The organism is Rhodococcus sp. 05-340-2 (assembly GCF_002258915.1).
Lineage (GTDB): Bacteria > Actinomycetota > Actinomycetes > Mycobacteriales > Mycobacteriaceae > Rhodococcoides.
In genome coordinates, this window is the sequence record NZ_NOYU01000010.1 from 391,022 (window position 1) to 412,816 (window position 21,795).

The following is a 21,795-nucleotide window of genomic DNA, read 5'->3' on the forward strand; positions in this document are numbered from 1 at the left end:
GAGGTCGACGCGACACTCGAGCAGGACCAGCATCATCGGTACCACCTGCCCTCGGTCGAGTTCTCCGTCCCCTCACCCGCCAAGCACCCGTTCGTCATGTGGGCCTGGGGCCTGCTGCGCCTCGACTTCACCGGAATCGCGTTCAGCGCGTTGTTCTTCTGCTGGTCGCTGACTCCGTCCCTGCTCCCTCGCGGATGGTTGTTCCAGGGCATCATCGGCGGTATCAACGCGGCCATCGGCTACGCATTCGGCGTCGCGGTGGGTTGGGCCGTCACCCGTTGGTGGCTCTCGTCCCGATCGTGGTGGCCGTTGCCGCGCAAGGTCGAGCTGGCCGTCAAGGTCTCCGTACCCGTCCTGGCGATCGCGGCATCGATGATCATGCTGGCGATCTCGGCGGAATGGCAGCGTGAGCTGGCCGCACTGATGGACGCGGAGGGCACCACCACAACGGGGTACTTCCGCACCGGTGCGCTCAGTATCGCCATTGCGGCGCTGTTGATTTCGGTGTGGCGGGTGTTGCGTGACCTCGTTCGCCTGCTCGCCCGTCAGATCAACCGCATCGTCAAGATGCCACGAGAAGTGGCCAATGCGCTCGGGGTCGTCGTCCTCGTGGTGCTGTCCGTCGCGTTGGTCCAGGGCGTATTGCTGCGCGCGGTCTCCGAGGTCACCAATTCCGCGTTCAGTCTGCAGAACGACGAAACCCGGGACGGCGCAGAGCAACCCGTTGCCGACGAACGTTCCGGCAGCCCGAACTCGTTGGCACCGTGGGACACCCTCGGGTTCGAGGGTCGCAACTTCGTCTCCAGCGGGCTGCGTGCCGACGAGATGGAGCGGGCCACGGGCCGTCCGAGCCTCGAGCCGATCAGGGCATACGCAGGCCTGGAAACCGCAGAGACCCAGGACGAGCGACTGGACATCGTGGTCGCAGAACTCGAACGCACCGGGGCATTCCAGCGAGCGGCTCTCGTGGTCGTCCCGACCACCGGAACCGGATGGGTCAATCCCACCGCCATCGAAGCCGAAGAGCTGATGTTCGACGGCGATGTCGCCACCGTCGCATCCCAGTACTCGTACCTGCCGAGTTGGATCTCCTTCATTGCGGAGGGGGACAAGGCCGCGCAGGCAGGTAGAGCGCTGATCGACAAGGTGCACGACCGTTGGCTGCAGGAACCCGAGGCCACGCGCCCCAAGTTCTACGTCTACGGCGAGAGCCTCGGTACCCAGGCGGGGGAGGGCGCTTTCGACGGTTTGGCCGACATCAGGGCCACCGCCGACGGCGTGCTGTGGGTGGGGCCGCCGAACAACAACCGAATCTGGAGTCAGTTCGTCAGCCGACGCGATCCGGGAAGCCCGGAGGTTCGGCCGGTCTACTCCGAAGGACTGACGGTCCGATTCGCCGACAACTCGTCGGGCATCCCGCCGGAGGATCAGCCCTGGTACGAGCCGCGAATCCTGTACGTGCAGCACGCGTCGGATCCGGTGGTGTGGTGGTCACCGGACCTGCTGTTCGAGCGCCCCGACTGGCTGTCCGAGCCACCGGGACCGGACCGGCTGCCGAGCATGCGCTGGTTCCCGGTCGTCACGTTCTGGCAGGTGGCCGCCGATCTGACCAACGCCGCAGGCGTCCCCGACGGGCACGGCCACAACTACGGAACCCTGGTGCTCGACGGCTGGGTGGCCGTCGCCGCGCCCGAGGGGTGGACCGAGCGCGACACCGAACGAGTTCGCGGCGTCATGGAGCAGTTCGCCGGCCGGGACGGTCCGGAGAAGTGAGAACCGCACTGACGGCCGGAGTTGAGCCTGCGGGACGACCCGTTCTGACCGGACTCGCGACGACGGCGTGGAGTACCTACATCCTTCCCGCGCTCGGTCTCGACGCACGTCGGCGGGCGGTGGCCAACGCCTCGTTCGCCGTCGGTGTCGCTGCACTGTCCCGAACGAGCGCGGCGGAACTCGGTCTGCGCAACACTGCCGCCGGCCTGAAGTGGGGCGCTGCGGCGGCGGCGGTGCCGGTGCTCGGATCCACCGTCGTGGCCGCAGTTCCCGCGTTGCGACGCCGGGTCAGGCCGTCCGAGGACGAACTGGCCGAGTGGGTCCTGTTTCGGATTCCGGTGGGGACCGTCGTCACCGAGGAGTTGCTCTTCCGCGGTGTGCTCGACGCCGCGTCTCCTGCTCTGTCGCCGATCTTCTTCGGACTCTGGCACATTCACCCCGCTCGTGCTGCGGGTGACACCGTGCTCGGAACGGTCGCGGCGACGGCGGCGGCCGGTGTGGTGTTCTCGTGGCTGCGAGCCCGCAGCGGGAGTGTGCTCGCCCCGGCGCTGCTGCATTACTTTCTCAACGCGAGCGGCGCCGTGCTGGCGCATCTGGCATCCGTCGACGAAGAGAGGGGCTGAACGACCATGCCACCGCACAAGGAAGTCGGCCCCGCCGAGGTGCGCGACGCCGTTCTGGCCGTCGAGCAATGGATCAAGGGTGAGGCGGACAAGCCTGCGCGGGCACAGATCGCCGCTGCGGTGCGTACCACTGCCAGAACTCTGGGCCAGAATGCGCCCGGATCCTCGGTGGAGGTGCGGGTGCCGCCGTTCGTCGCGGTGCAGTGCATCGTGGGGCCGCGACACACGCGGGGAACCCCGCCGAACGTGGTCGAAACCGATGCGCTGACGTGGCTGCAGGTGGTCACCGGAGTCCGCGATTTCGCCGAGGCTCTCGCCGACGGTTCGATCGATGCGTCGGGCAGCAGAGCAGCCGAAGTGGGTCGCTGGCTGCCACTGTTGTCCATCAGGTGATTCGCTCGAAATCGGACACGGGTTCACCTGCTGGGAATCTCCCGTACACACGATGCGTTGACTCCGGCCGTGTGCCCGTAGACTCGGGCACGGCCCCCCGCCCCGTACCCCCAAGGGAGCAATGCCCGTGACCAACGCCGATTTGTCGGTCGACAGTCCGAATCTTCTGGTAGGCAAACCGCTCGACGAACCGGAGAACGAGCCGCGCGAGGAGTGCGGAGTGTTCGGAGTATGGGCACCGGGCGAGGATGTGGCCAAGCTCTCTTATTACGGTCTCTATGCGCTGCAACACCGTGGTCAGGAGGCTGCAGGCATCGCAGTGTCCGACGGCTCCCAGGTGCTGGTGTTCAAGGATCTCGGTCTCGTCAGCCAGGTGTTCGACGAGCAGACACTCGGCGCGATGCCCGGGCACGTCGCCATCGGACACTGCCGCTACTCCACCAGTGGATCGGTCACGTGGGAGAACGCGCAGCCGATCTTCCGCACCACCACCGCCGGCACCGGGATTGCGCTCGGCCACAACGGAAATCTGGTGAACTTCGCCGAGCTCGCCACCAAGGCGCGCGACGCAGGGTTGATCAGCGACCGGCTGCAGGGCAACGGCACGTCGGATTCCGACGTGGTGACCGCGCTGCTGGCGCACAAGGCTGCCGACTGCACCATCGAGCAGGCGGCGATGGAACTGCTGCCGCTGCTCAAGGGTGCCTTCTGTCTGACGTTCATGGACGAGCACACGCTGTACGCCGCGCGTGACCCGCACGGTGTGCGCCCGCTGTGCCTCGGCCGCCTCGATCGCGGCTGGGTGGTTGCCAGCGAGACGGCGGCACTCGACATCGTCGGTGCCGCGTTCGTCCGCGACATCGAGCCGGGTGAACTGCTCGCGATCGACGCCGACGGTGTTCGGTCCTCGCGATTCGCAGCCCCCGAGCCCAAGGGCTGTGTGTTCGAGTACGTCTACCTCGCTCGGCCCGACAGCGTCATCGGTGGTCGTTCGGTGCATTCGACGCGAGTCGAGATCGGACGACGCCTCGCGAAGGAGCATCCGGCCGAGGGTGACCTGGTTATCCCCGTGCCCGAGAGTGGAACTCCCGCTGCGGTCGGTTTCGCGCAGGGCTCCGGCATCCCCTACGGCCAGGGCCTGATGAAGAACGCCTACGTGGGGCGCACGTTCATTCAGCCGTCGCAGACCATTCGCCAGCTCGGCATCCGGCTCAAGCTCAATCCTCTCAAAGAGGTCATTCGGGGCAAAAGGCTGGTGGTGGTGGACGATTCGATCGTTCGCGGCAACACTCAGCGCGCCCTGATCAGGATGCTGCGTGAGGCCGGTGCGCTGGAGATTCACGTGCGGATCGCGTCGCCACCGGTGCGCTGGCCCTGCTTCTACGGCATCGACTTCGCTTCTCCCGCAGAGCTGATCGCCAACGGTGTCGACTCCGAGGACGGGATTCTCGAGGGCGTTCGGCAGGCGATCGGAGCCGATTCGTTGGGATACATCTCCATCGACGGCATGATCGCTGCCTCCGAGCAGCCTGAATCGCGCTTGTGTGCAGCATGTTTCACCGGCAAGTACCCGATCGATCTGCCTGCCGACAATGCGCTCGGCAAGCACGTCCTCGAGGGTCTGCTGGCTTCGGCCGCCGGGCAGCCGGTGGACAACGACGCGAATGTGAGTGCTCTGAGTCGTCCGTGAGCTGGGCGTTCCCGCGAGGGAACAGCGGGGTTTTCTCAATGCCACATATTGGAAACAGTCCGTCGGTACTGTCCCGAGTTACATAGGACACACCGATTGGATAGAGGCTTTCAGATGACCCTGTCGCCCGACGACGGACGCATGCAGCGCTACAGCGCGGCATCGAAGACCGCTGGACCCATCAGGGCCGTGCGCAAGCACGGCAAGAAGACCGCTGCAGTGGCAGCACTGTCGGTACTCGCATTGACTGCGGCAGCCTGTGGCTCGGGCCGCACCGACGACGCCGGCGGTTCCGGCGACAGCGGCGGCGGCGAGACCATCACGGTCGGCACCACCGACCAGGTGACGTCACTGGACCCGGCCGGCTCGTACGACAACGGCTCGTTCATGGTGATGAACCAGACGTATCCCTTCCTGATGAACTTCGCGCCCGGTAGCTCGGAGCTCGAGCCCGATGTCGCCGAGAGCTGCGACTTCGCCGAGCCGACCGTCTACACGTGCACGCTGAAGGACGACCTGAAGTTCGCGAACGGCAACCCGCTGACGAGCGAGAGCGTGAAGTTCTCCTTCGATCGAATCGTCGCCATCAACGATCCGAACGGGCCCGCATCGCTGCTGACGAACCTCGACAGCATCGCGACGCCGGACGAGAAGACCGTCGAGTTCACGCTGAAGGCAGCGAACGACCAGACGTTCCCGCAGATTCTGGCGACACCGGCAGGCCCGATCGTCGATCAGACCGTGTTCCCGGCAGACTCCGTTCTCGACGACGACGCCATCGTGGCGGCAACGCCGTTCGCGGGCCCGTACTCCATCGCGAGCTACGCGAAGAACTCCCTCGTCAGCTTCACCGCGAACGGCGACTATCAGGGAATTCTCGGAGCCCCGAAGACGTCGTCGATCAACGTCAAGTACTACACCAGCTCCGACAACCTCAAGCTCGACGTGCAGAACAAGGCCATCGACGTCGCATGGCGCTCGCTGACCCCGACGGACGTCGAATCGCTCGGCAGCGTGGACGGTCTGACGGTGCACGAGGGACCCGGCGGTGAATCGCGCTACATGGTGTTCAACATGAACACGATGCCCGGCGACACCCCGGAGCAGAAGTTGGCCGTGCGCAAGGCAATTGCGGCCTCGGTCGATCGTCAGGCGCTGTCCGACGGCGTCTACAAGGGTACGTACACCCCGCTGTACTCCGTGGTCCCCACCGGTCTGGCCGGCGCGAACACCGCCTTCGGCGACGTCTACGGCACCACGCCCAATCGTGACGAGGCGGCCGGATTCCTCTCTGCCGCAGGCATCGCCACTCCCGTGCAGCTCAACCTGCAGTACAACCCGGACCACTACGGTTCGAGCTCGAGCGAGGAATACGCCGCGATCAAGAGCCAGCTCGACGCGACGGGCCTGTTCAATGTCAACCTGCAGTCCACCGAGTGGAGCACGTACACCAAGGAACGCGTCGCCGACGCCTACCCGGTGTACCAGCTGGGCTGGTTCCCGGACTACCCCGATGCAGACAACTACCTGACGCCGTTCTTCGGGCCCGACAACTTCCTGCAGTCGCACTTCGAGAGCCCGGCCATCACCTCGCTGCTCGATCTCGAACGCACGACCGCCGACGAGAATGCTCGGATGCAGATCATCGGTCAGATTCAGACCGAGCTCGCGACGAACTTCCTGCCGACGCTTCCGTTGTTGGAAGGCAAGCAGATCGCCGTCGCCACCGACGAGATCAGCGGTGTGGACGAGACTCTCGACGCCTCGTTCAAGTTCCGTTTCGTCACTCTCGCCAAGAGCTGACGGCGTGCCCACTACCGACAGCACGACGGTAGAGGGCGAGAAGCAAGCACAGCAGGCGAGCGCGCCGTCACGGTACGGCGCGCTCGCCCGTTATCTCGGGGTCAGATTTCTGCTGATCATTCCGACCGCCTGGATTCTCGTCACCGTCGTGTTCTTTCTCATGCGGGTGATCGGTGATCCGATCACCGCGGCCCTCGGTGGCCGCCTTCCCGCCGAACAGATCGCTCAGCGCAAGGCGGAGGCCGGGTACGACAGGCCGATCCTGACGCAGTACTGGGAGTACCTGACCGGATTGCTGCGCGGCGATTTCGGCCGCTCGGCCACCGACAATCGCGCGATCAGTGACGTTCTGCTCGTCAACGGCGCTGCCACACTGGAATTGGCGTTCTGGGCACTGCTGGTCGCCTTCGCTGTCGGCATCCCGCTCGGCTTCTTCGCCGCCACCCATCGGGACCGATTCGGCGACGCCTCGCTGCGGATCTTCGCGATCCTGGCGTACGCGGCTCCGGTGTTCTTCGTCGGCATGCTGCTCAAGTTGCTGTTCGCGGTCAAGCTCGGCTGGCTGCCGGTGGCGGGACGAGCGAGCACGAATGTGGAACTGGCACTGCAGAACGTCTCGCCCAAGACCAACATTCTCATCGTCGATTCGTTCCTGTACGGCGAGCCGAGCTACATCGTGGACGTGCTCGAGCATGCGGTACTTCCCGCTCTCGCCCTGGGTCTGCTGACGGCCGGAGTGTTCCTGAGACTGGTGCGCGTCAACCTGATTCAGACCCTGCAGGCACCCTTCGTCGACGCCGCGCGCGCTCGCGGATTGAGTGAGGGCACGGTGACGCGACGGCATGCGTTCCGCAACGCCATGATTCCCATCGTCACCGTCATCGGTCTGCAGATCGCCGTACTGCTCGGCGGCGCGGTGCTGACCGAGACGACCTTCGAGTGGCAGGGCCTGGGCTACGAACTCGCCCGATACCTGCAGGCTCGCGATTTCGTTGCGGTGCAGGGCATCGTGACGTTCCTGGCCGTGGTGGTCGCCGTCGTCAGCTTCGTCACCGACGCGATCGTCGCACTCATCGACCCGAGAGTGAGGTTCTGATGAGCACCGAAGTCGTGCTGTCCGACGTTCCTCCGACCCGCCCGCACCGTCGGGGATTTCCCGGCGTCGCGTTCGTCAAGTCCACGTCGGGCTTGCAACGCGTCACCCTGATCGTCGGGTTGGCCCTGATGGTGGGGTTCGTGATCGCGGCAGTGTTCGCTCCGCTTCTCGCGCCGTACGGGTTCTCGCAGACCAGCGATGCCGGGCAGGATTTCGCCCGCCAGGCAGCCCCGTCCGCGCAGCATTGGTTCGGCACCTCGGTCCGCGGCGAGGACGTGTTCTCTCGCGTGATCTACGGTGCGAGAACAGCATTGATGGTGATCGCGTCGTCGTTGATTCTCTCGCTCATCATCGGCGTTCCGCTCGGCCTCGCCTCGGGCTACATCGGCCGTTGGTTCGACCGCGTGCTCGTGCTGTTCATGGACGCGATGTACGCGTTTCCATCGCTGCTCCTCGCGGTCGTCATCTCGATCGTCGTCGCAGGCGGACAGTCGTCCAGTTTCGGCGGTATCGCGTCCGCGGCAATCGCCATCACGGCGATCTTCGTGCCGCAGTACTTCCGCGTGGTACGCAACGCCACGGTGGCGGTCAAGACCGAACCGTACGTCGACGCCGCACGGGTCACCGGGGCCGGAACTCCGCGAATCCTGTTCCGCCACATCCTCGCCAACGTGGTGCAGACGCTGCCGGTCATCATCACCCTCAACGGTGCCGAGGCCATCCTGACCCTCGCCGGACTCGGATTCCTCGGATTCGGCATCGAGCCCACCTCCGCCTCGGAGTGGGGATACGACATCAACAAGGCGCTGCCCGATATCTCCAACGGTATCTGGTGGACGTCGGTGTTCCCCGGCCTTGGCATCGTGCTCGTTGTGCTCGGCCTGACCATGGTGGGCGAAAGTGCAAGCGAGACACTCAATCCGCTGCTGCGCACCCGCAAGAAGTTCAAGAAGGCGGTGAAGGTATGACATCGAGCGTTGCAACTCCACGCGAGTCGGCACTGTCGGTGAAGTCGTTGTCCGTCACGTTCCTCACCGATGCCGGCGAGGTCGATGCGGTCACCGAGGTCTCGTTCGAGGTGTATCCCGGTGAAGTCCTGGCCGTGGTGGGCGAGTCCGGATCGGGTAAATCCGTCAGCGTCAGATCTGCCATCGGACTGCTACCCGACACCGCACGCGTGGAGGGCCACGTGGTGCTCGGTGGCCAGGACGTGACGAGGCTGAGCAACAAGGCGTGGGCGCAGTTGCGCGGCAACAAGATTTCGATGGTGTTCCAGGAGCCGGGCAGCGCCCTCGATCCGCTGTTCACCATCGGGTATCAGATCGTCGAAGCGCTGCGGGCGCACTCGGGCAGTGACGGCAAGCGCATGTCGGCGAAGGATGCCAAGACGCGGGCTGTCGAACTGTTGACGATGGTGGGTCTGCCCAGCCCCGAGCAGCGCTTCTCGTACTACCCACACGAGCTCTCGGGTGGGCAGAAGCAACGCGTCATGATCGCGATCGCCATCTCGTGCGAGGCGAAAGTCATCATCGCCGACGAGCCGACCACGGCCCTCGACGTCACGGTGCAGGCCGAAATCCTGGAGCTGCTCCGCGATCTCAAGGACCGGCTCGGCTGCGCCGTCGTGCTCATCACCCACAGCATGGGCGTCGTCGCCGATCTGGCGGACCGCGTCGTCGTCATGCAGAACGGTCGCGTCGTCGAGGAAGCTCCGGTGGCGCAGCTCTTCGACGCACCCGCGGACGACTACACCAAGAAGCTGCTGGCCGCGGTGCCCACTCTCGCCGCCGTGGAGTCCGACAAGACCGTCGACACCTCGGGCGAACCGGTACTCGACGTCTCGCGTCTGGTGGTGCAGTTCTCCGGCGGCGTCGGCTCGCCCGCCTTCCGGGCGGTCGACGACGTCTCGCTGACCATCCACCGCGGCGAAACCCTCGGTTTGGTGGGCGAATCCGGCTCGGGCAAGTCCACGATCGGCAGATGCGTCGCAGCACTGCAGAAGCCGACCAGCGGCAGCGTGACGGTGATGGGGCAGAACATCGCAGGGGTGAGCGAACGCAAGCTCAAGCCGCTGCGCAAGCGATTCGGGTTCGTCTTCCAGGACCCGTCGGCCTCACTGAACCCCCGGCTGACGGTCGAACAGTGTATCGCCGAGCCGATGATCGTGCACAAGTACGGCTCCAAGGACGCGATCGCCGCGAGGACGACCGAACTGCTCGACGCCGTGCAACTGCCGTCGGGCACCGACAAGCGCTACCCACACGAGCTCTCGGGTGGGCAGCGGCAACGCGTCAGCCTGGCGCGGGCACTGGTGCTGGGTCCGGATCTGGTGGTCGCGGACGAGCCGACCAGCGCACTGGACGTCTCGGTGCAGGCAGCCGTGCTCGACCTGTTCGAGGCACTGCAGCAGGAGTTCGGCTTCGCGTGCCTGTTCATCAGCCACGACCTCGCGGTGGTCGACCGTGTTGCGCACCGCGTGGTGGTGCTGCGCAACGGGGCGATCGTGGAAGAGGGGACACCGTGGAAGATCCTGAGATCGCCGGAGGCGGACTACACCAAGAAGCTGTTGGCGGCGATCCCGGGAAAGCGGCTGCACACGTGAATTCTTCTCGCCACCGGGCACTCCGGTACCGTTAGGGCGCTATCTGCGCCGCTATGGGCGCTGACATGATCGAGTACACAGGCTGGAGCCGAATGACCGAGGAATCCCAACCCACGAGCGCAACTCACTCGGGCGGTGCCTCCTACGCGGCGGCCGGGGTCGACATCGCCGCAGGAGATCGAGCAGTGCAACTGTTCGCGCCGCTCGCAAAGAAGGCCAGCAGGCCCGAGGTCATGGGCGGTCTCGGTGGTTTCGCCGGTCTCTTCGCGCTCAAGGGCGACTACCGCGAGCCCGTCCTGGCCGCCTCGACCGACGGCGTCGGCACCAAGGTGGCCGTGGCACAGGCCCTCGGCAAGCACGACACCCTCGGCCTGGACCTGGTCGCCATGGTCGTCGACGATCTCGTCGTCTGTGGTGCCGAGCCGCTGTTCCTGCAGGATTACATCGCCGTGGGCCGTGTGGTTCCCGAGCAGGTCGCCGAGCTGGTCAAGGGCATCGCAGAAGGCTGCATCATCGCCGGCTGCGCACTGCTCGGCGGCGAGACGGCCGAGCACCCGGGTCTGATGGCCGACGGCGATTACGACCTCTCGGCCACCGGCATCGGCGTCGTCGAGGCGGATTCGATCCTCGGACCCGAGCGGGTGCGTCCCGGTGACGTCGTCATCGGCATGGGATCGTCGGGCCTGCACTCCAACGGCTACTCCCTCGCTCGCAAGGTGCTGCTCGAGATCAACCACATGGACCTCGGCGGACACGTCGAGGAGTTCGGCCGCACTCTCGGTGAGGAACTGCTCGAACCCACCAAGATCTACGCCAAGGACTGCCTCGCGCTCGCTGCGGAGACCGACGTCCGCACCTTCTGCCACGTGACCGGCGGCGGACTGGCGAACAACCTGTCACGGGTCATGCCCGAGGGACTGGTCGCCGAACTCGACCGCACCACGTGGAGCCCGGCTCCGATCTTCTCGCTGATCGCTCAGCGCGGACGCGTCGAGCGGGCCGAGATGGAGCAGACGTTCAACATGGGTGTCGGCATGGTCGCCATCGTGGCACCCGAGGACGTCGACCGAGCACTCGCTGTGCTGACCGCACGCCACATCGACTGCTGGACGCTGGGCACGGTGAAGAAGGCGACCGGTAAGGATGTCGCCGACGAGCGTGCGCTGTTGCTGGGTAATCACCCGAGGTTCTGATCGCCCGAGCACCGGGCAAACAAGTGAGGGGGAGCCGCACCGCGGCTCCCCCTCAGTCGTTCAGTGCACAGTACTAGCGTCGCCAGTCCTCGTACTCGTCTTCCTCGACTCGGGAATGCACATCCGAGTCAGAGTGGATGCCACGATGGGAGTTGGACGAACCACCGGAGAGTTCCTTCTGCAGACTCTCCAAGTCCGTTGTCGGCGAGCTGTACTTGAGCTCACGAGCGACCTTTGTCTGCTTTGCCTTAGCCCTGCCTCGGCCCATGGCGGTGCCCCCTCGCGGACTTGCGGGGCGGCCTGGGGAAATTTGGCGGCCCCGTTAGAGTTGGTATTTCTTCCTGGCACACACTCTAGCGCGCGAATCGCCGCGATGCGCATACGGCACCACGTGTCGGTGGCGGGCGCACCGGCGCGACACGCCCGGGGTAGGGGTCGGCGCTGCCTGTACCTGCAGATATCCGTGCACAGGCAAACTATCTTCGTTCCACGACACGAGAACTACGTGCTGCGCGTCATGGGGAGCGGAGCTCGAAGAAGCGACCGGAGGGTCAGTTGCGCGAGGATTTCAGCGCTGCTGCCGCATCGCGGTAGACCTTGGGCGCCAATCCCGGCGCGTCCAGCAGAGTCTGCATCGCAGCTGTGTCCCTCCCCTCGAAGAGCATCCGCACCGTCACCCCGTGCTCTGGGACCGACGTCACAGTCACGGCGTCCCCGGCGCCGAAGACCCCGGGTTCGAGAACACGGAAGTACGCACCCACATCACCGCGCGCGGTGAATCGACGGATCCACCCGGGCTCGGCCATCCACCGCGCGAACGTGCCGCAGGGCTTGCGGGCGATCGTCACCTCCAACTCCACACTGCCCACTCGCCACCGCGAACCGATCACCGCGTCGGTCACCGGTACGCCGGTGGTACGGAGGTTCTCGCCGAACCGTCCGGGAGGAACAGGCGTTCCCAGCTGATCGGCCCAGTACCGCGCTTCGTTCTCGTCGTAGGCGTAGACGGCCTGATCGAGTCCGCCGTGGAACTTCGTGTCCCGGCAGTGATCGCCGCCGACGCCGAGCTCGTGGACATCCACCGGCCCGTCGACAGGTCGCTTGTCGATGCCGCTGTCGACCACCGCGCGGCGTCCGAACGGAACATCGGCGTGCACGACGCAGACAGCGAGAACTGTGCCGGTCACCGGCCGCGCAGGCGGTCCACCGCAGCGCGACCGGCCTGGACGTCGTCGTACGACGGGATCGAATCAGGATCGATCGACGCCGCACACGGACCTGCCTCCAGGGCGGTGTCCACCGGAATGGATCTCTTGACCAGCGCCAGAGCGATTGGCCCGAGCTCGAAGTGATCGATGACGGTGCCCAGACGCCCCACGGACCGTCCGCCCGCGGTCACCGCGTCACCCGTGTTGGGTCGACCGTCCGCGGAACCGTCGAGATGCAGCAGCACCAGATGCCGGGGCGGGCGACCGAGATTGTGTACGCGCGAGACCGTCTCCTGCCCGCGGTAGCAGCCCTTCTCCAGATGCACCGCGCCGAACTCGGCGGCGCTGCCGATCCAGCGAACCTCGTGCGGAATGGTCTTCTCATCGGTGTCCACGCCCACTCGCGGACGCAGCGATTCCACCCGCAACGCTTCGAACGCCCAGGTTCCGGCCGGGGTGGCACCGGCGTCACGCAGTCGGAGAAACCAGTCGGTCGAGTTCGCGCGGGGGATCATCACGTCGTACGAATTCTTGCCCGGCCAGGGCATCCGCCGAACGAAACCGCCGCCGTCGATCGGCGACGCCCCGTAGATCTCGCCGGGAGCGGGCAGGCCGGCCTTCGCGAGCACCGCCGCCGCGTCGGATCCGAGCACGGTGAGCACGGCGAGTTCGTCGGCCTGGCGGGGTTCGGCCTTGGCCCAGAACACCATCTTCTGCAGGAACGACAGCAGACCGGGTCCGGCTGCACGTTCGGTGTCGATGTACGTCACGCCGTCGATATCGGTCTGCACGAAGTGATGCTCGATACGGCCGTTGACGTCCAGGCTCAGGTTCTCGGCGGAGCTGCCGTCGGGCAGGTTCGAGACGAGCTGGCTCGAGATCGTGTTCAGCCAGCTCAGGCGTTCGTCTCCGCTGATGGCCAGGACGAACCGGTGCGACCGATCGATGACGGCAGCTGCGCTCGCGGCGTCCCGCTGCTCGCCGAACGGATTGCCGTAGTGCCAGGCCACCCCGGCGTCGATGCTGTCGTCCGGGGACGGTACTGCGTTGGGAAGAGTGAGAAGAGGACTCGGGCTGATCGTCACGGAAACGGACACCACCCCATAGTAGGAGCCCGTCGGCGCAGCAACTCGGCGACCGGTCCTTTTACACCCTCGAAACGACGATGACACGGCGCTGCGACGACACGGACCTAGCGTTTCGATCCATGAAGAAACTGGCGCATCCGGCCGCGCAGATCGGCCTCGCGGCGATCGGCGGCATCGTGTTCGGGTTGGTGGTCGGCGAGTGGGCCGCGAACCTGAAGTTCATCGGCGATCTGTTCATCCGACTGATCCAGATGTCGATCGTTCCGCTGGTGATGGCCTCGGTCATCGTCGCAACCGGATCGATGGCAGGGGCGGGAACCGGCAAGATCGCGTTTCGCACCTTCAAGTGGATGATCGGGTTCTCGATCGTCGCTGCGGTGCTGGCCTGGGTACTGAGCAGCATCATTCGGCCGGGCGCGGGCATGGTCTTCACCCAGCAGCTCGATCCGTCGCTCGAGGAGTCGGCGAGCGAGGCACTCGGCTGGCAGGACACGCTGCTCAACTTCGTCAGCACCAACGTGTTCGACGCCATGTCCACGGCGACGATGGTGCCGATCATCGTCTTCTCGCTGCTCTTCGGCATCGCCCTGCGCAGTCACATCACCAAGACCGGCAACACCCAGGTGCTCTCGTTCATGGACCAGATTCAGCAGATCGTCCTGACGATGATCCGGCTCGTCATGGTCATCGCCCCGGTCGGTGTGTTCTGCCTGCTCGCCGCGCTCGCCGGAGACGTCGGCTTCTCCGTGGTGTCCACCGCGCTGAGCTACCTCGGGACGACGCTGCTCGGGGTGTTGATTCTGTTCGCGCTCTTCGTTGTGGTCGTGACGATGCGGACCCGATTGAACCCGTGGAAGCTGCCCAGCAAGCTCACCGAACAGACGGCCGTCGCGGTGACGACCACGAGCTCGGCCGTCACGTTCCCGACGGTGCTGCGCAACACGGTCGAGAAGGTGGGCGTCAGTCAGAAGGTCGCCAACTTCACGCTGTCGATCGGGTTGACGATGGGGTCCTACGGTGCCGTTCTCAACTACATGATCGTGGTGATGTTCCTCGCGCAGGCGGGCGACATCGACCTCACTCTCGGGCAGATCGTGTTGGGCATGGGCCTGGCGGTTCTGCTCAACATGGGCACCATCACCGTGCCCGGCGGATTCCCCGTCGTCGCGATGTTCCTCGCGACCTCGCTCGACCTTCCCTTCGAGGCCGTCGGCCTGCTGATCGCCGTGGACTGGTTCGCCGGAATCTTCCGCACCTTCCTCAACGTCAACGGAGACACGTTCGTCGCGATGCTCGTCGCCAACGCCGACGACGAGATCGACCGCGAGGTGTACAACGGCACCAAGGTCGTCGTCGCGGAGGATCTCGACCTCGACGAGTACGCAGACGCGATGGCGACGGCCGACCGAGCGGATTGATCGAACGCGCCCGCCCCCATCTAGGGTGGCGGGCATGTCGGAGTCGGTAGTGGTGACGTTGGACGGCCGAGTGCACGACGCGAATCGGCCGTTGCTGTTCGCCGACGACCTGGCCGCGGTGCGCGGGGACGGGGTGTTCGAGACGCTGCTCGTGCGCGGCGGCGCGGCCTGTGCGGTCGAGTTGCACCTGGCCCGGTTGGTGGCGTCGGCGAGGGCACTGGACCTGCCGGTTCCCGATCTCGAGCAGTGGCGCACTGTGATCGAACAGTCCGTCGGTCTGTGGGCGCGAGAGTCCGAGGACGAGGGTGTGCTTCGGCTGGTCCTCAGTCGCGGACGCGAGGGCGGTGGTGACCCCACCGCGTACGTGACGGTGGGACCGCTGCCCGAGCGGGTGCGGGCCGCGCGCGCCGACGGGGTGTCGGTGATCACGCTCGATCGCGGCTACTCGGTGGACTTCTCGTCGGGAGCGCCGTGGCAGCTCGCGGGGGCCAAGACGTTGTCGTATGCGACCAACATGGCCGCGCTGCGGCACGCCGCCGCTCAGGGCGTCGACGATGTGATCTATCTCAGCAGTGAGGGTCGGGTGCTCGAAGGTCCGCGCTCGACGGTGGTGCTCGCGCGCGGTAAGACTCTCGTCACACCGTCGGTGGAACAGGGCATCCTGGCCGGAACCACGGTCGCCGGGTTGTTCTCCGTGGCCGAGTCCGCCGGTTGGACGTGCGAGCACGGGAACCTGTATCCGGCGGATCTCATTGCAGCAGATGGTGTTTGGCTGGTCTCGAGCGTCACTCTCGCGGCTCGGGTCACGGAGATGAACGGCGTTCCCCTCGGCACTCAGAGGCGTGCCGACGATGTTCGATCGATGGTCGATGCGGCCGTGGAGACGGTCGAAACTCGATAGGAGCCGAACGACCCTGCCGAAAGACTCTTCCCTACTACTAGTCGTAGTAGTACATTCGAGTTTGTCGCGGGCCAACGCCCTGACCTGCGGTGTTGCCCGTCACAGCTCGGGTGTGAGAGTTCGGAGTATCGATGGACGCGTTGGATGTCTCGCGGTGGCAGTTCGGTATCACCACCGTTTACCACTTCATTCTCGTACCTCTCACGATCGGCCTCGCGCCGATGGTGGCCGCCATGCAGACCATGTGGGTGATCACCGGCAAGGACTCCTGGTATCGACTGACCAAGTTCTTCGGCAAGCTGTTCCTCATCAACTTCGCCCTCGGCGTCGCCACCGGAATCGTCCAGGAGTTCCAGTTCGGCATGAACTGGAGCGAATACTCCCGCTTCGTCGGTGACGTGTTCGGCGCTCCTCTCGCACTCGAAGGCCTCGTTGCCTTCTTCCTCGAGTCCACGTTCCTCGGACTGTGGATATTCGGGTGGAGCAGACTTCCGAAACTGGTTCACCTGGCCACGATCTGGCTCGTCGCCATCGGCGTCAATGCCTCGGCCTTCTTCATCATCGCGGCCAATTCCTGGATGCAGCATCCCGTGGGCGCGATCTACAACGAGGAGACCGGGCGCGCCGAGCTGACCGACATCTGGGCACTGCTCACCAACAGCACAGCGCTGGCGGCATTTCCCCACGCCGTGGCCGGAGCGTTCCTCACCGCTGCCACCTTCGTGGCCGGAATCTCCGGTTGGTGGATGGTCCGTGAGGCCCGTAAGAACAAGGCCGGGGTCGATCCGCAGGCTCCACTCCAGGAGAGCAACTCGCGCAGCATGTTTCGCCCTGCTGCCCGCATGTCCTTTGTCATCATGATCGTCGCCGGTGGCGCGCTGGCCATCACCGGAGACATCCAGGGCAAGCTCATGTTCGAGCAGCAGCCGATGAAGATGGCCTCGGCGGAATCGCTGTGCGACACCGAGACCGGAGCCAGTTTCTCGCTCCTGACCGTCGGAACACACAACAACTGCGAGTCCGTGGTGCACCTCATCTCGATCCCCGGCCTCACCTCGTTCCTGGCGGAGAACGACTTCGGTGCCACCGTGCAGGGCGTCAACCAACTGCAGGAGCAGTACGAGCAGCAGTTCGGGCCGGGTAACTACAAGCCGAACCTGTTCGTCACCTACTGGGCATTCCGAATGATGATCGGACTGGCCGCCGGATCCGCTCTGCTGGCACTGGCCGGCCTGTGGGTCACCCGCGGCGGCCGAGTACCCGACCAGAAGTGGTTCTCGTGGCTGAGCCTCGCGGCCATCCCGACTCCGTTCCTGGCCAACAGCGCCGGCTGGATCTTCACCGAAATGGGCAGGCAGCCATGGGTTGTCGCACCCAACCTGTCCGGCGTCGACCAGATCAGGCTCACCGTCGACCAGGGTGTGTCCGACCACCCCGTCGGCCTCGTCCTCGCCTCGCTGGTGACGTTCACACTGCTGTACGCCGCCCTCGGTGGTGTCTGGTTCTTCCTCCTTCGCCGCTACGTCATCGAAGGACCTCTCGACCACGACGCGCAGCCGCACGTCGATCCACCGGAATCGGAAGACGAAGAGCCCAAACAGCTCTCGTTCGCGTACTAGGGGAACAACCATGTCACTGCCCGAATTCTGGTTCTTCGTCATCGCCTTCTTCTTCGTCGGCTACTTCGTGCTCGAAGGCTTCGACTTCGGCGTCGGCATGCTCATGCCCATCCTGGGTAGGCATCCCGACGCTGTCACGGGGGAGAAGCGCAGGCGTGCCGTCCTGAACACGATCGGCCCGGTCTGGGACGGCAACGAGGTGTGGCTCATCACCGCGGGCGGCGCGCTGTTCGCGGCCTTCCCGGAGTGGTACGCCACGTTGTTCTCCGGCTTCTACCTCCCGCTGCTGCTGATCCTGGTGGCCCTGATCCTGCGTATCTGCGCCATCGAATGGCGCGGAAAGATCGACGACCCGGTATGGCGTCGACGCTGCGACATCGGCATCGGCATCGGGTCCTGGGTTCCAGCGGTGCTGTGGGGCGTCGCGTTCGCCAACATCGTGCGCGGCGTCGCGATCGACGAGAACAAGAAGGTCACCGCAGGCTTCTTCGACCTGCTCAACCCATACGCCCTGCTCGGCGGTGCCACCATGGCGCTGGTGTTCGCCCTGCACGGCGCCGTGTTCATCGCGCTCAAGACCTCCGGCGACGTGCACGAGGATTCGGCGAAAATCGCAGCGCGACTGTCCGTTCCGGCAGTTCTCGTCGGCGGCACATTTGCCCTGTGGACCCAGCTCGCACACGGCAAGACGTGGACGTGGCTACTCGTCGGGGTGGCCGCTGCCGCTCTGCTCCTCGTCGTCGCGCTGACGGCGAAGGTGCGCGAGGGCTGGGCATTCGTCTTCACCAGCATTGCCATCGTGGCCATCGTCGCGCTGCTGTTCGCCTCCCTGTTCCCCAACGTGATGCCGTCGAGCACCGACGCCGCCTTCGACCTCACGATCGCGAACGCGTCGTCCAGTGCGTACACGCTGAAGGTGATGACGTGGGCTGCAGCCTTCGCCGCCCCTGTTGTCCTCGGATACCAGGCCTGGACGTACTGGGTCTTCCGCCAGCGCATTTCGAGTGCCCAGATCCCGGACTCGATCGGACTGACGGTGAAATCGTGACCGCGCCCGCTCGTTCGCGGGGACCGGTCGATCCCCGCCTGTGGAAATACTCCAGCTCTGCGCGGGGCTACCTGATCGTCACTGTCGCTCTGTCGACCGTCGTCACGCTCTGCATCATCGTCGGCGCGCTTGCGATCGGCCGGGTACTGGCAGGCGTCATCACCGATCCGACGGCCAGATCACTGTCCGCGTGGACGACGGAACTGGCCGTGCTGGCGGGCGCGGTGGCCGTACGTGTGCTCGCCACCGGAGCCCAGTCCCGCTACGCGCACCGGTCGGCGTCACGGGTGGTTGCCGAGCTCGAGGTCGAGGTGCTCACGGCAGCAACACGATTCGAGCCTCGGGAGCTCGACAGCGAACGGGAAGAGTTGGCCGTCGTCGTGACCCGAGCCATCGGGGGTCTGCGGGCGTACCTGACCGGCTACCTGCCGGCGCTGGTGTCCGCGGTCATCGTCACTCCGCTCGTTCTGGTCGTCATCGTCACCCAGGACGTGACCTCGGCGGTGATCATCGCGGTGACGTTGCCGCTCATCCCCATCTTCATGATCCTGATCGGGTTGTTGACCAAGGGGCGAGCCGCGGCGACGCTCACCACGATGACCCGGTTGTCTGCGCAGTTGCTCGATCTGCTGGCCGGTCTGCCGACCTTGCGCGCGCTGCGCCGCGAACAGGGACCGGCTGCTCGCATCCGCGCACTGGGCGACGCACATCGACGAACAACGATGCGCGCGTTGAAGGTTGCCTTCCTCTCGTCGATGGTGCTCGAGCTGCTTGCGACCCTGTGTGTCGCGCTGGTGGCCGTCGGAATCGGATTGCGCTTGGTCTTCGGGGAGATGACGCTCGAAGCAGGCATCATCGCGTTGATTCTCGCCCCCGAGGTGTATTTTCCGCTGCGCGCCGTGGGGACCCAGTTCCACGCAGCAGAGGACGGCGTCGAGGCCGCGGACCGAGCATTCCGAGTCCTGGATCGGCGCACCACACAGCCGACCGGTGGCCGGACCGTCGACGCTACGACCGCGGACATCGAACTCGTCGGACTCACCGTCGCGAGCCGGGACGGTCACGCTCCGGCAGAACTGAGTGCGCTGTGCCGAACAGGCACCATCACGGTACTGACCGGCCCCAACGGCTCCGGGAAATCGACTGCGCTGCAGGCGGTTCTCGGACTCACGACGCCGACGAGCGGTGCGGTTCTCGTCGGTGGCGTGCCCGTGGCCGATCTCGATCTCGACCGCTGGTGGGCGCAGGTCGCCTGGCTGCCGCAGCGGCCGGTACTGCTTCCCGGCACGCTCTACGAGAACGTCACCCTTCACGGGGTGCCCGACCCCGATGCACTGGACGCAGCCTGCCGCGCTTCGGGATTCGATGCCGTACTGCGAGATCACCCGAACGGCTGGAACACTCGCGTCGGGCAGGGCGGAGTGGGGCTGTCCCTCGGCGAACTGCAACGCCTGGCCCTGACCAGAACCTTCGTCTCCGACGCTCCGGTGATGGTGCTGGACGAGCCGACGGCGCACCTGGATGCGGCGAGTGAACAGACTGTGCTGCAGGCCGTTCGAGACGCAGCCGACCGAGGTGTCACCGTGGTGATGGTCGGTCATCGGCGCTCGGTGCTGCACGCCGCAGATCGCGTCGTCGAGGTACGAAGCAGTTCACCGGTGGTACGGGAGTTCGATCATGTCTGACCTACGACGCGCACTGAGCCTGTTCGAGCTCTCCCCGCGGCGGGTGGCACTGGCCGTGGCGGCCGGCGTGGCAACCCTCGGCAGCGCACTGGCCCTCGCCGCACTGTCGGCATGGCTGATCACCAGAGCCTGGCAGATGCCTCCGGTGATGGACCTGACCGTCGCCGTGGTAGCCGTTCGGGCGCTGGGCATTTCCCGCGGGGTGTTCCGCTACCTCGAACGACTGACCACGCACGACGCGGCACTGCGCGGTACGACGGCAGCGCGAACCCGGATCTACGAGCAACTGGCGAACGGACACGGCGCGCTCGCTCTGCGGCGCGGGGACGTCCTGGCTCGCACCGGAGCGGACGTCGACGTGCTCGGCGACGTCGTCGTACGCGCGATCGTGCCCATCTGCGTGAGCGTCGTGATGATGCTCGCAGCCGTGGGCCTGCTTGCAGGAATCGCGCCTGCTGCCGCGTCGATCCTGGCGGTGTCGTTGCTGATCGCCGGCGTGGGCGCACCGATTCTGGCGGCGCGGGCCGCAAGGATCGCCGAGGAGGCCGGAGCCGACGCCGACGCGCGGTTCGCCGAGACGGCCGTCCGGGCACTCGACCACGCCGCAGAACTGCGGGTCGCCGGACGCCTCGACGCGACGCTCGCCGAAGCCCGCGGGGCAGCACAGGATTCGGTGGTCGCCCGCGACCGGGCGGCGCGGCCGTCGGCGCTGGCCGATGCCGCCGGTCCGTTGTCGATCGGTGCATCGGTGATCGGGTCCTTGCTCGTCGGCATCGGGTTGTACGGACCGACCGGAGGCACCGTAGGCGGGATGACACCGATGGCCCTGGCGATCATCGTGTTGGTTCCGCTGGCCGCCTTCGAGGCGACCGCGGCACTGCCCGGAGCGGCAATCGCCCTGATGCGTGGCCGAATCGCGGCCACCCGAATCATGGCGATGCTCGATGCGGCTCCGCCGCAGCGGCGTGGTCATGTGCCCTCCGAGGCACTCGACCGCACCACTGCGCGAAGCGCACTGATCGGGCCCAGCGGATCGGGGAAGAGCACGATGCTGCGGGAGTTCGCCGAGGAATGCGGTTCGGACGCAGCGCTGTTCGCCGAGGACGCGCATCTGTTCGACACCTCGATTCTGGAGAACCTGCGGGTGGTCCGCGGCGACGTGAACGAGGAGGAAGCAGCGGAGGCGCTGCGGAAAGTCGGCCTCGGCTCGTGGCTCGACACCCTGCCTCTCGGCGTTCACACCACCCTGGTCGGCGGCGCGCAGGCCGTCTCGGGGGGAGAGCGCCGCAGACTGTTGTTGGCGCGCGCTCTGGTCAGTACGGCACCGATCGTGCTGCTGGACGAGCCGACCGAGCATCTGGACCGAATCTCCGGCGAATCGATACTGCGCGAGCTGCTCACCACCGACGGAGGATTGTTCGGAGCCGACCGAACCGTGGTGGTCGTCACCCATCAACTGCCGGAGAACACCGACGCCGACCAGGTGATCGACCTCGGCTCGGACCGTGAGAAAAAACCCTTTGCCGACTCGGAAACTCGGGCGTACGTTGTGAAGTACACGAGAGAGGAGGTGGTCTGAAGTTGATGAACTCTAGGACGCGTGAGGTGGCTGTCAGCTAGCCGCAATCGCTGACGGATTCACTGCGAAGACCGCG

At 65.8% G+C, this 21,795-nt stretch carries 18 protein-coding genes; 15 read left to right on the forward strand and 3 right to left on the reverse strand.

The annotated features are described in order from the left end of the window. Positions 1-45: 45 nt before the first annotated feature. The 9 genes from CH271_RS06095 to purM all read left to right on the forward strand — a co-directional run bounded on the left by CH271_RS06095 (position 46) and on the right by purM (position 11,173). Positions 46-1,773 carry an alpha/beta hydrolase gene (locus CH271_RS06095; RefSeq protein WP_256986310.1) on the forward strand — a complete coding sequence of 576 codons (1,728 nt, stop codon included), beginning with the start codon at positions 46-48 and terminating at the stop codon, positions 1,771-1,773. Then, positions 1,770-2,396, forward strand: a complete 627-nt coding sequence (locus tag CH271_RS06100; RefSeq protein WP_256986291.1) for a CPBP family intramembrane glutamic endopeptidase — start codon at positions 1,770-1,772, stop codon at positions 2,394-2,396. The genes CH271_RS06095 and CH271_RS06100 overlap by 4 nt, the downstream gene beginning before the upstream one ends. Positions 2,397-2,402: 6 nt before the next feature. Next, positions 2,403-2,789, forward strand: a complete 387-nt coding sequence (locus CH271_RS06105) for a sterol carrier family protein (protein ID WP_094633013.1) — start codon at positions 2,403-2,405, stop codon at positions 2,787-2,789. 127 nt (positions 2,790-2,916) lie between these two features. Continuing rightward, the gene (gene purF, locus CH271_RS06110; RefSeq protein ID WP_037194761.1) at positions 2,917-4,479 is read left to right on the forward strand and encodes an amidophosphoribosyltransferase; all 1,563 of its coding nucleotides are present in this window, start codon (positions 2,917-2,919) and stop codon (positions 4,477-4,479) included. Between the two features lie 114 nt (positions 4,480-4,593). Further along, the gene (locus CH271_RS06115) at positions 4,594-6,282 is read left to right on the forward strand and encodes an ABC transporter substrate-binding protein (protein ID WP_094633014.1); all 1,689 of its coding nucleotides are present in this window, start codon (positions 4,594-4,596) and stop codon (positions 6,280-6,282) included. Between the two features lie 109 nt (positions 6,283-6,391). After that, on the forward strand, positions 6,392-7,378 hold the full coding sequence (locus tag CH271_RS06120) for an ABC transporter permease (protein ID WP_170945747.1): 987 nt from the start codon (positions 6,392-6,394) through the stop codon (positions 7,376-7,378). Continuing rightward, positions 7,378-8,346, forward strand: a complete 969-nt coding sequence (locus tag CH271_RS06125) for an ABC transporter permease (protein ID WP_037194582.1) — start codon at positions 7,378-7,380, stop codon at positions 8,344-8,346. Before CH271_RS06120 ends, CH271_RS06125 begins: the two co-directional genes overlap by 1 nt. After that, positions 8,343-9,980 carry an ABC transporter ATP-binding protein gene (locus tag CH271_RS06130; protein WP_094633015.1) on the forward strand — a complete coding sequence of 546 codons (1,638 nt, stop codon included), beginning with the start codon at positions 8,343-8,345 and terminating at the stop codon, positions 9,978-9,980. The genes CH271_RS06125 and CH271_RS06130 overlap by 4 nt, the downstream gene beginning before the upstream one ends. 92 nt (positions 9,981-10,072) lie before the next feature. Beyond that, on the forward strand, positions 10,073-11,173 hold the full coding sequence (gene purM / locus CH271_RS06135) for a phosphoribosylformylglycinamidine cyclo-ligase (RefSeq protein WP_032376541.1): 1,101 nt from the start codon (positions 10,073-10,075) through the stop codon (positions 11,171-11,173). Between the two features lie 73 nt (positions 11,174-11,246). Here purM and CH271_RS06140 read toward each other — a convergent pair whose 3' ends face one another. The 3 genes from CH271_RS06140 to ygfZ form a co-directional block, all read right to left on the reverse strand. Continuing rightward, positions 11,247-11,441, reverse strand: a complete 195-nt coding sequence (locus CH271_RS06140) for a DUF3073 domain-containing protein (protein ID WP_008719426.1) — start codon at positions 11,439-11,441, stop codon at positions 11,247-11,249. A 283-nt stretch (positions 11,442-11,724) separates the two neighbouring features. Beyond that, the gene (locus tag CH271_RS06145) at positions 11,725-12,360 is read right to left on the reverse strand and encodes an MOSC domain-containing protein (RefSeq protein ID WP_094633016.1); all 636 of its coding nucleotides are present in this window, start codon (positions 12,358-12,360) and stop codon (positions 11,725-11,727) included. Beyond that, positions 12,357-13,478 (reverse strand): CAF17-like 4Fe-4S cluster assembly/insertion protein YgfZ, encoded by a 1,122-nt coding sequence (gene ygfZ / locus CH271_RS06150; RefSeq protein ID WP_094633198.1) that lies wholly within the window; start codon positions 13,476-13,478, stop codon positions 12,357-12,359. Before ygfZ ends, CH271_RS06145 begins: the two co-directional genes overlap by 4 nt. 110 nt (positions 13,479-13,588) lie before the next feature. Here ygfZ and CH271_RS06155 point away from each other — a divergent pair, with 110 nt between their 5' ends. The 6 genes from CH271_RS06155 (at position 13,589) to CH271_RS06180 (ending at position 21,719) form a co-directional block, all read left to right on the forward strand. After that, complete coding sequence (locus tag CH271_RS06155) at positions 13,589-14,887, forward strand: dicarboxylate/amino acid:cation symporter (protein ID WP_037194587.1); 1,299 nt, start codon at positions 13,589-13,591, stop codon at positions 14,885-14,887. A 34-nt stretch (positions 14,888-14,921) separates the two neighbouring features. Beyond that, complete coding sequence (locus CH271_RS06160) at positions 14,922-15,788, forward strand: aminodeoxychorismate lyase (protein ID WP_037194589.1); 867 nt, start codon at positions 14,922-14,924, stop codon at positions 15,786-15,788. Positions 15,789-15,919: 131 nt separating this feature from the next. Continuing rightward, positions 15,920-17,407, forward strand: coding sequence for a cytochrome ubiquinol oxidase subunit I (locus tag CH271_RS06165; protein WP_037194591.1), 1,488 nt, complete (start codon positions 15,920-15,922; stop codon positions 17,405-17,407). 10 nt (positions 17,408-17,417) lie between these two features. Then, positions 17,418-18,455, forward strand: coding sequence for a cytochrome d ubiquinol oxidase subunit II (cydB, locus tag CH271_RS06170; RefSeq protein WP_094633017.1), 1,038 nt, complete (start codon positions 17,418-17,420; stop codon positions 18,453-18,455). Continuing rightward, the gene (gene cydD / locus CH271_RS06175; RefSeq protein WP_094633018.1) at positions 18,452-20,140 is read left to right on the forward strand and encodes a thiol reductant ABC exporter subunit CydD; all 1,689 of its coding nucleotides are present in this window, start codon (positions 18,452-18,454) and stop codon (positions 20,138-20,140) included. Before cydB ends, cydD begins: the two co-directional genes overlap by 4 nt. Beyond that, positions 20,133-21,719: an ATP-binding cassette domain-containing protein gene (locus CH271_RS06180; protein ID WP_094633019.1), complete on the forward strand. Its 1,587-nt coding sequence runs from the start codon at positions 20,133-20,135 to the stop codon at positions 21,717-21,719. The genes cydD and CH271_RS06180 overlap by 8 nt, the downstream gene beginning before the upstream one ends. Positions 21,720-21,795: the final 76 nt, after the last annotated feature.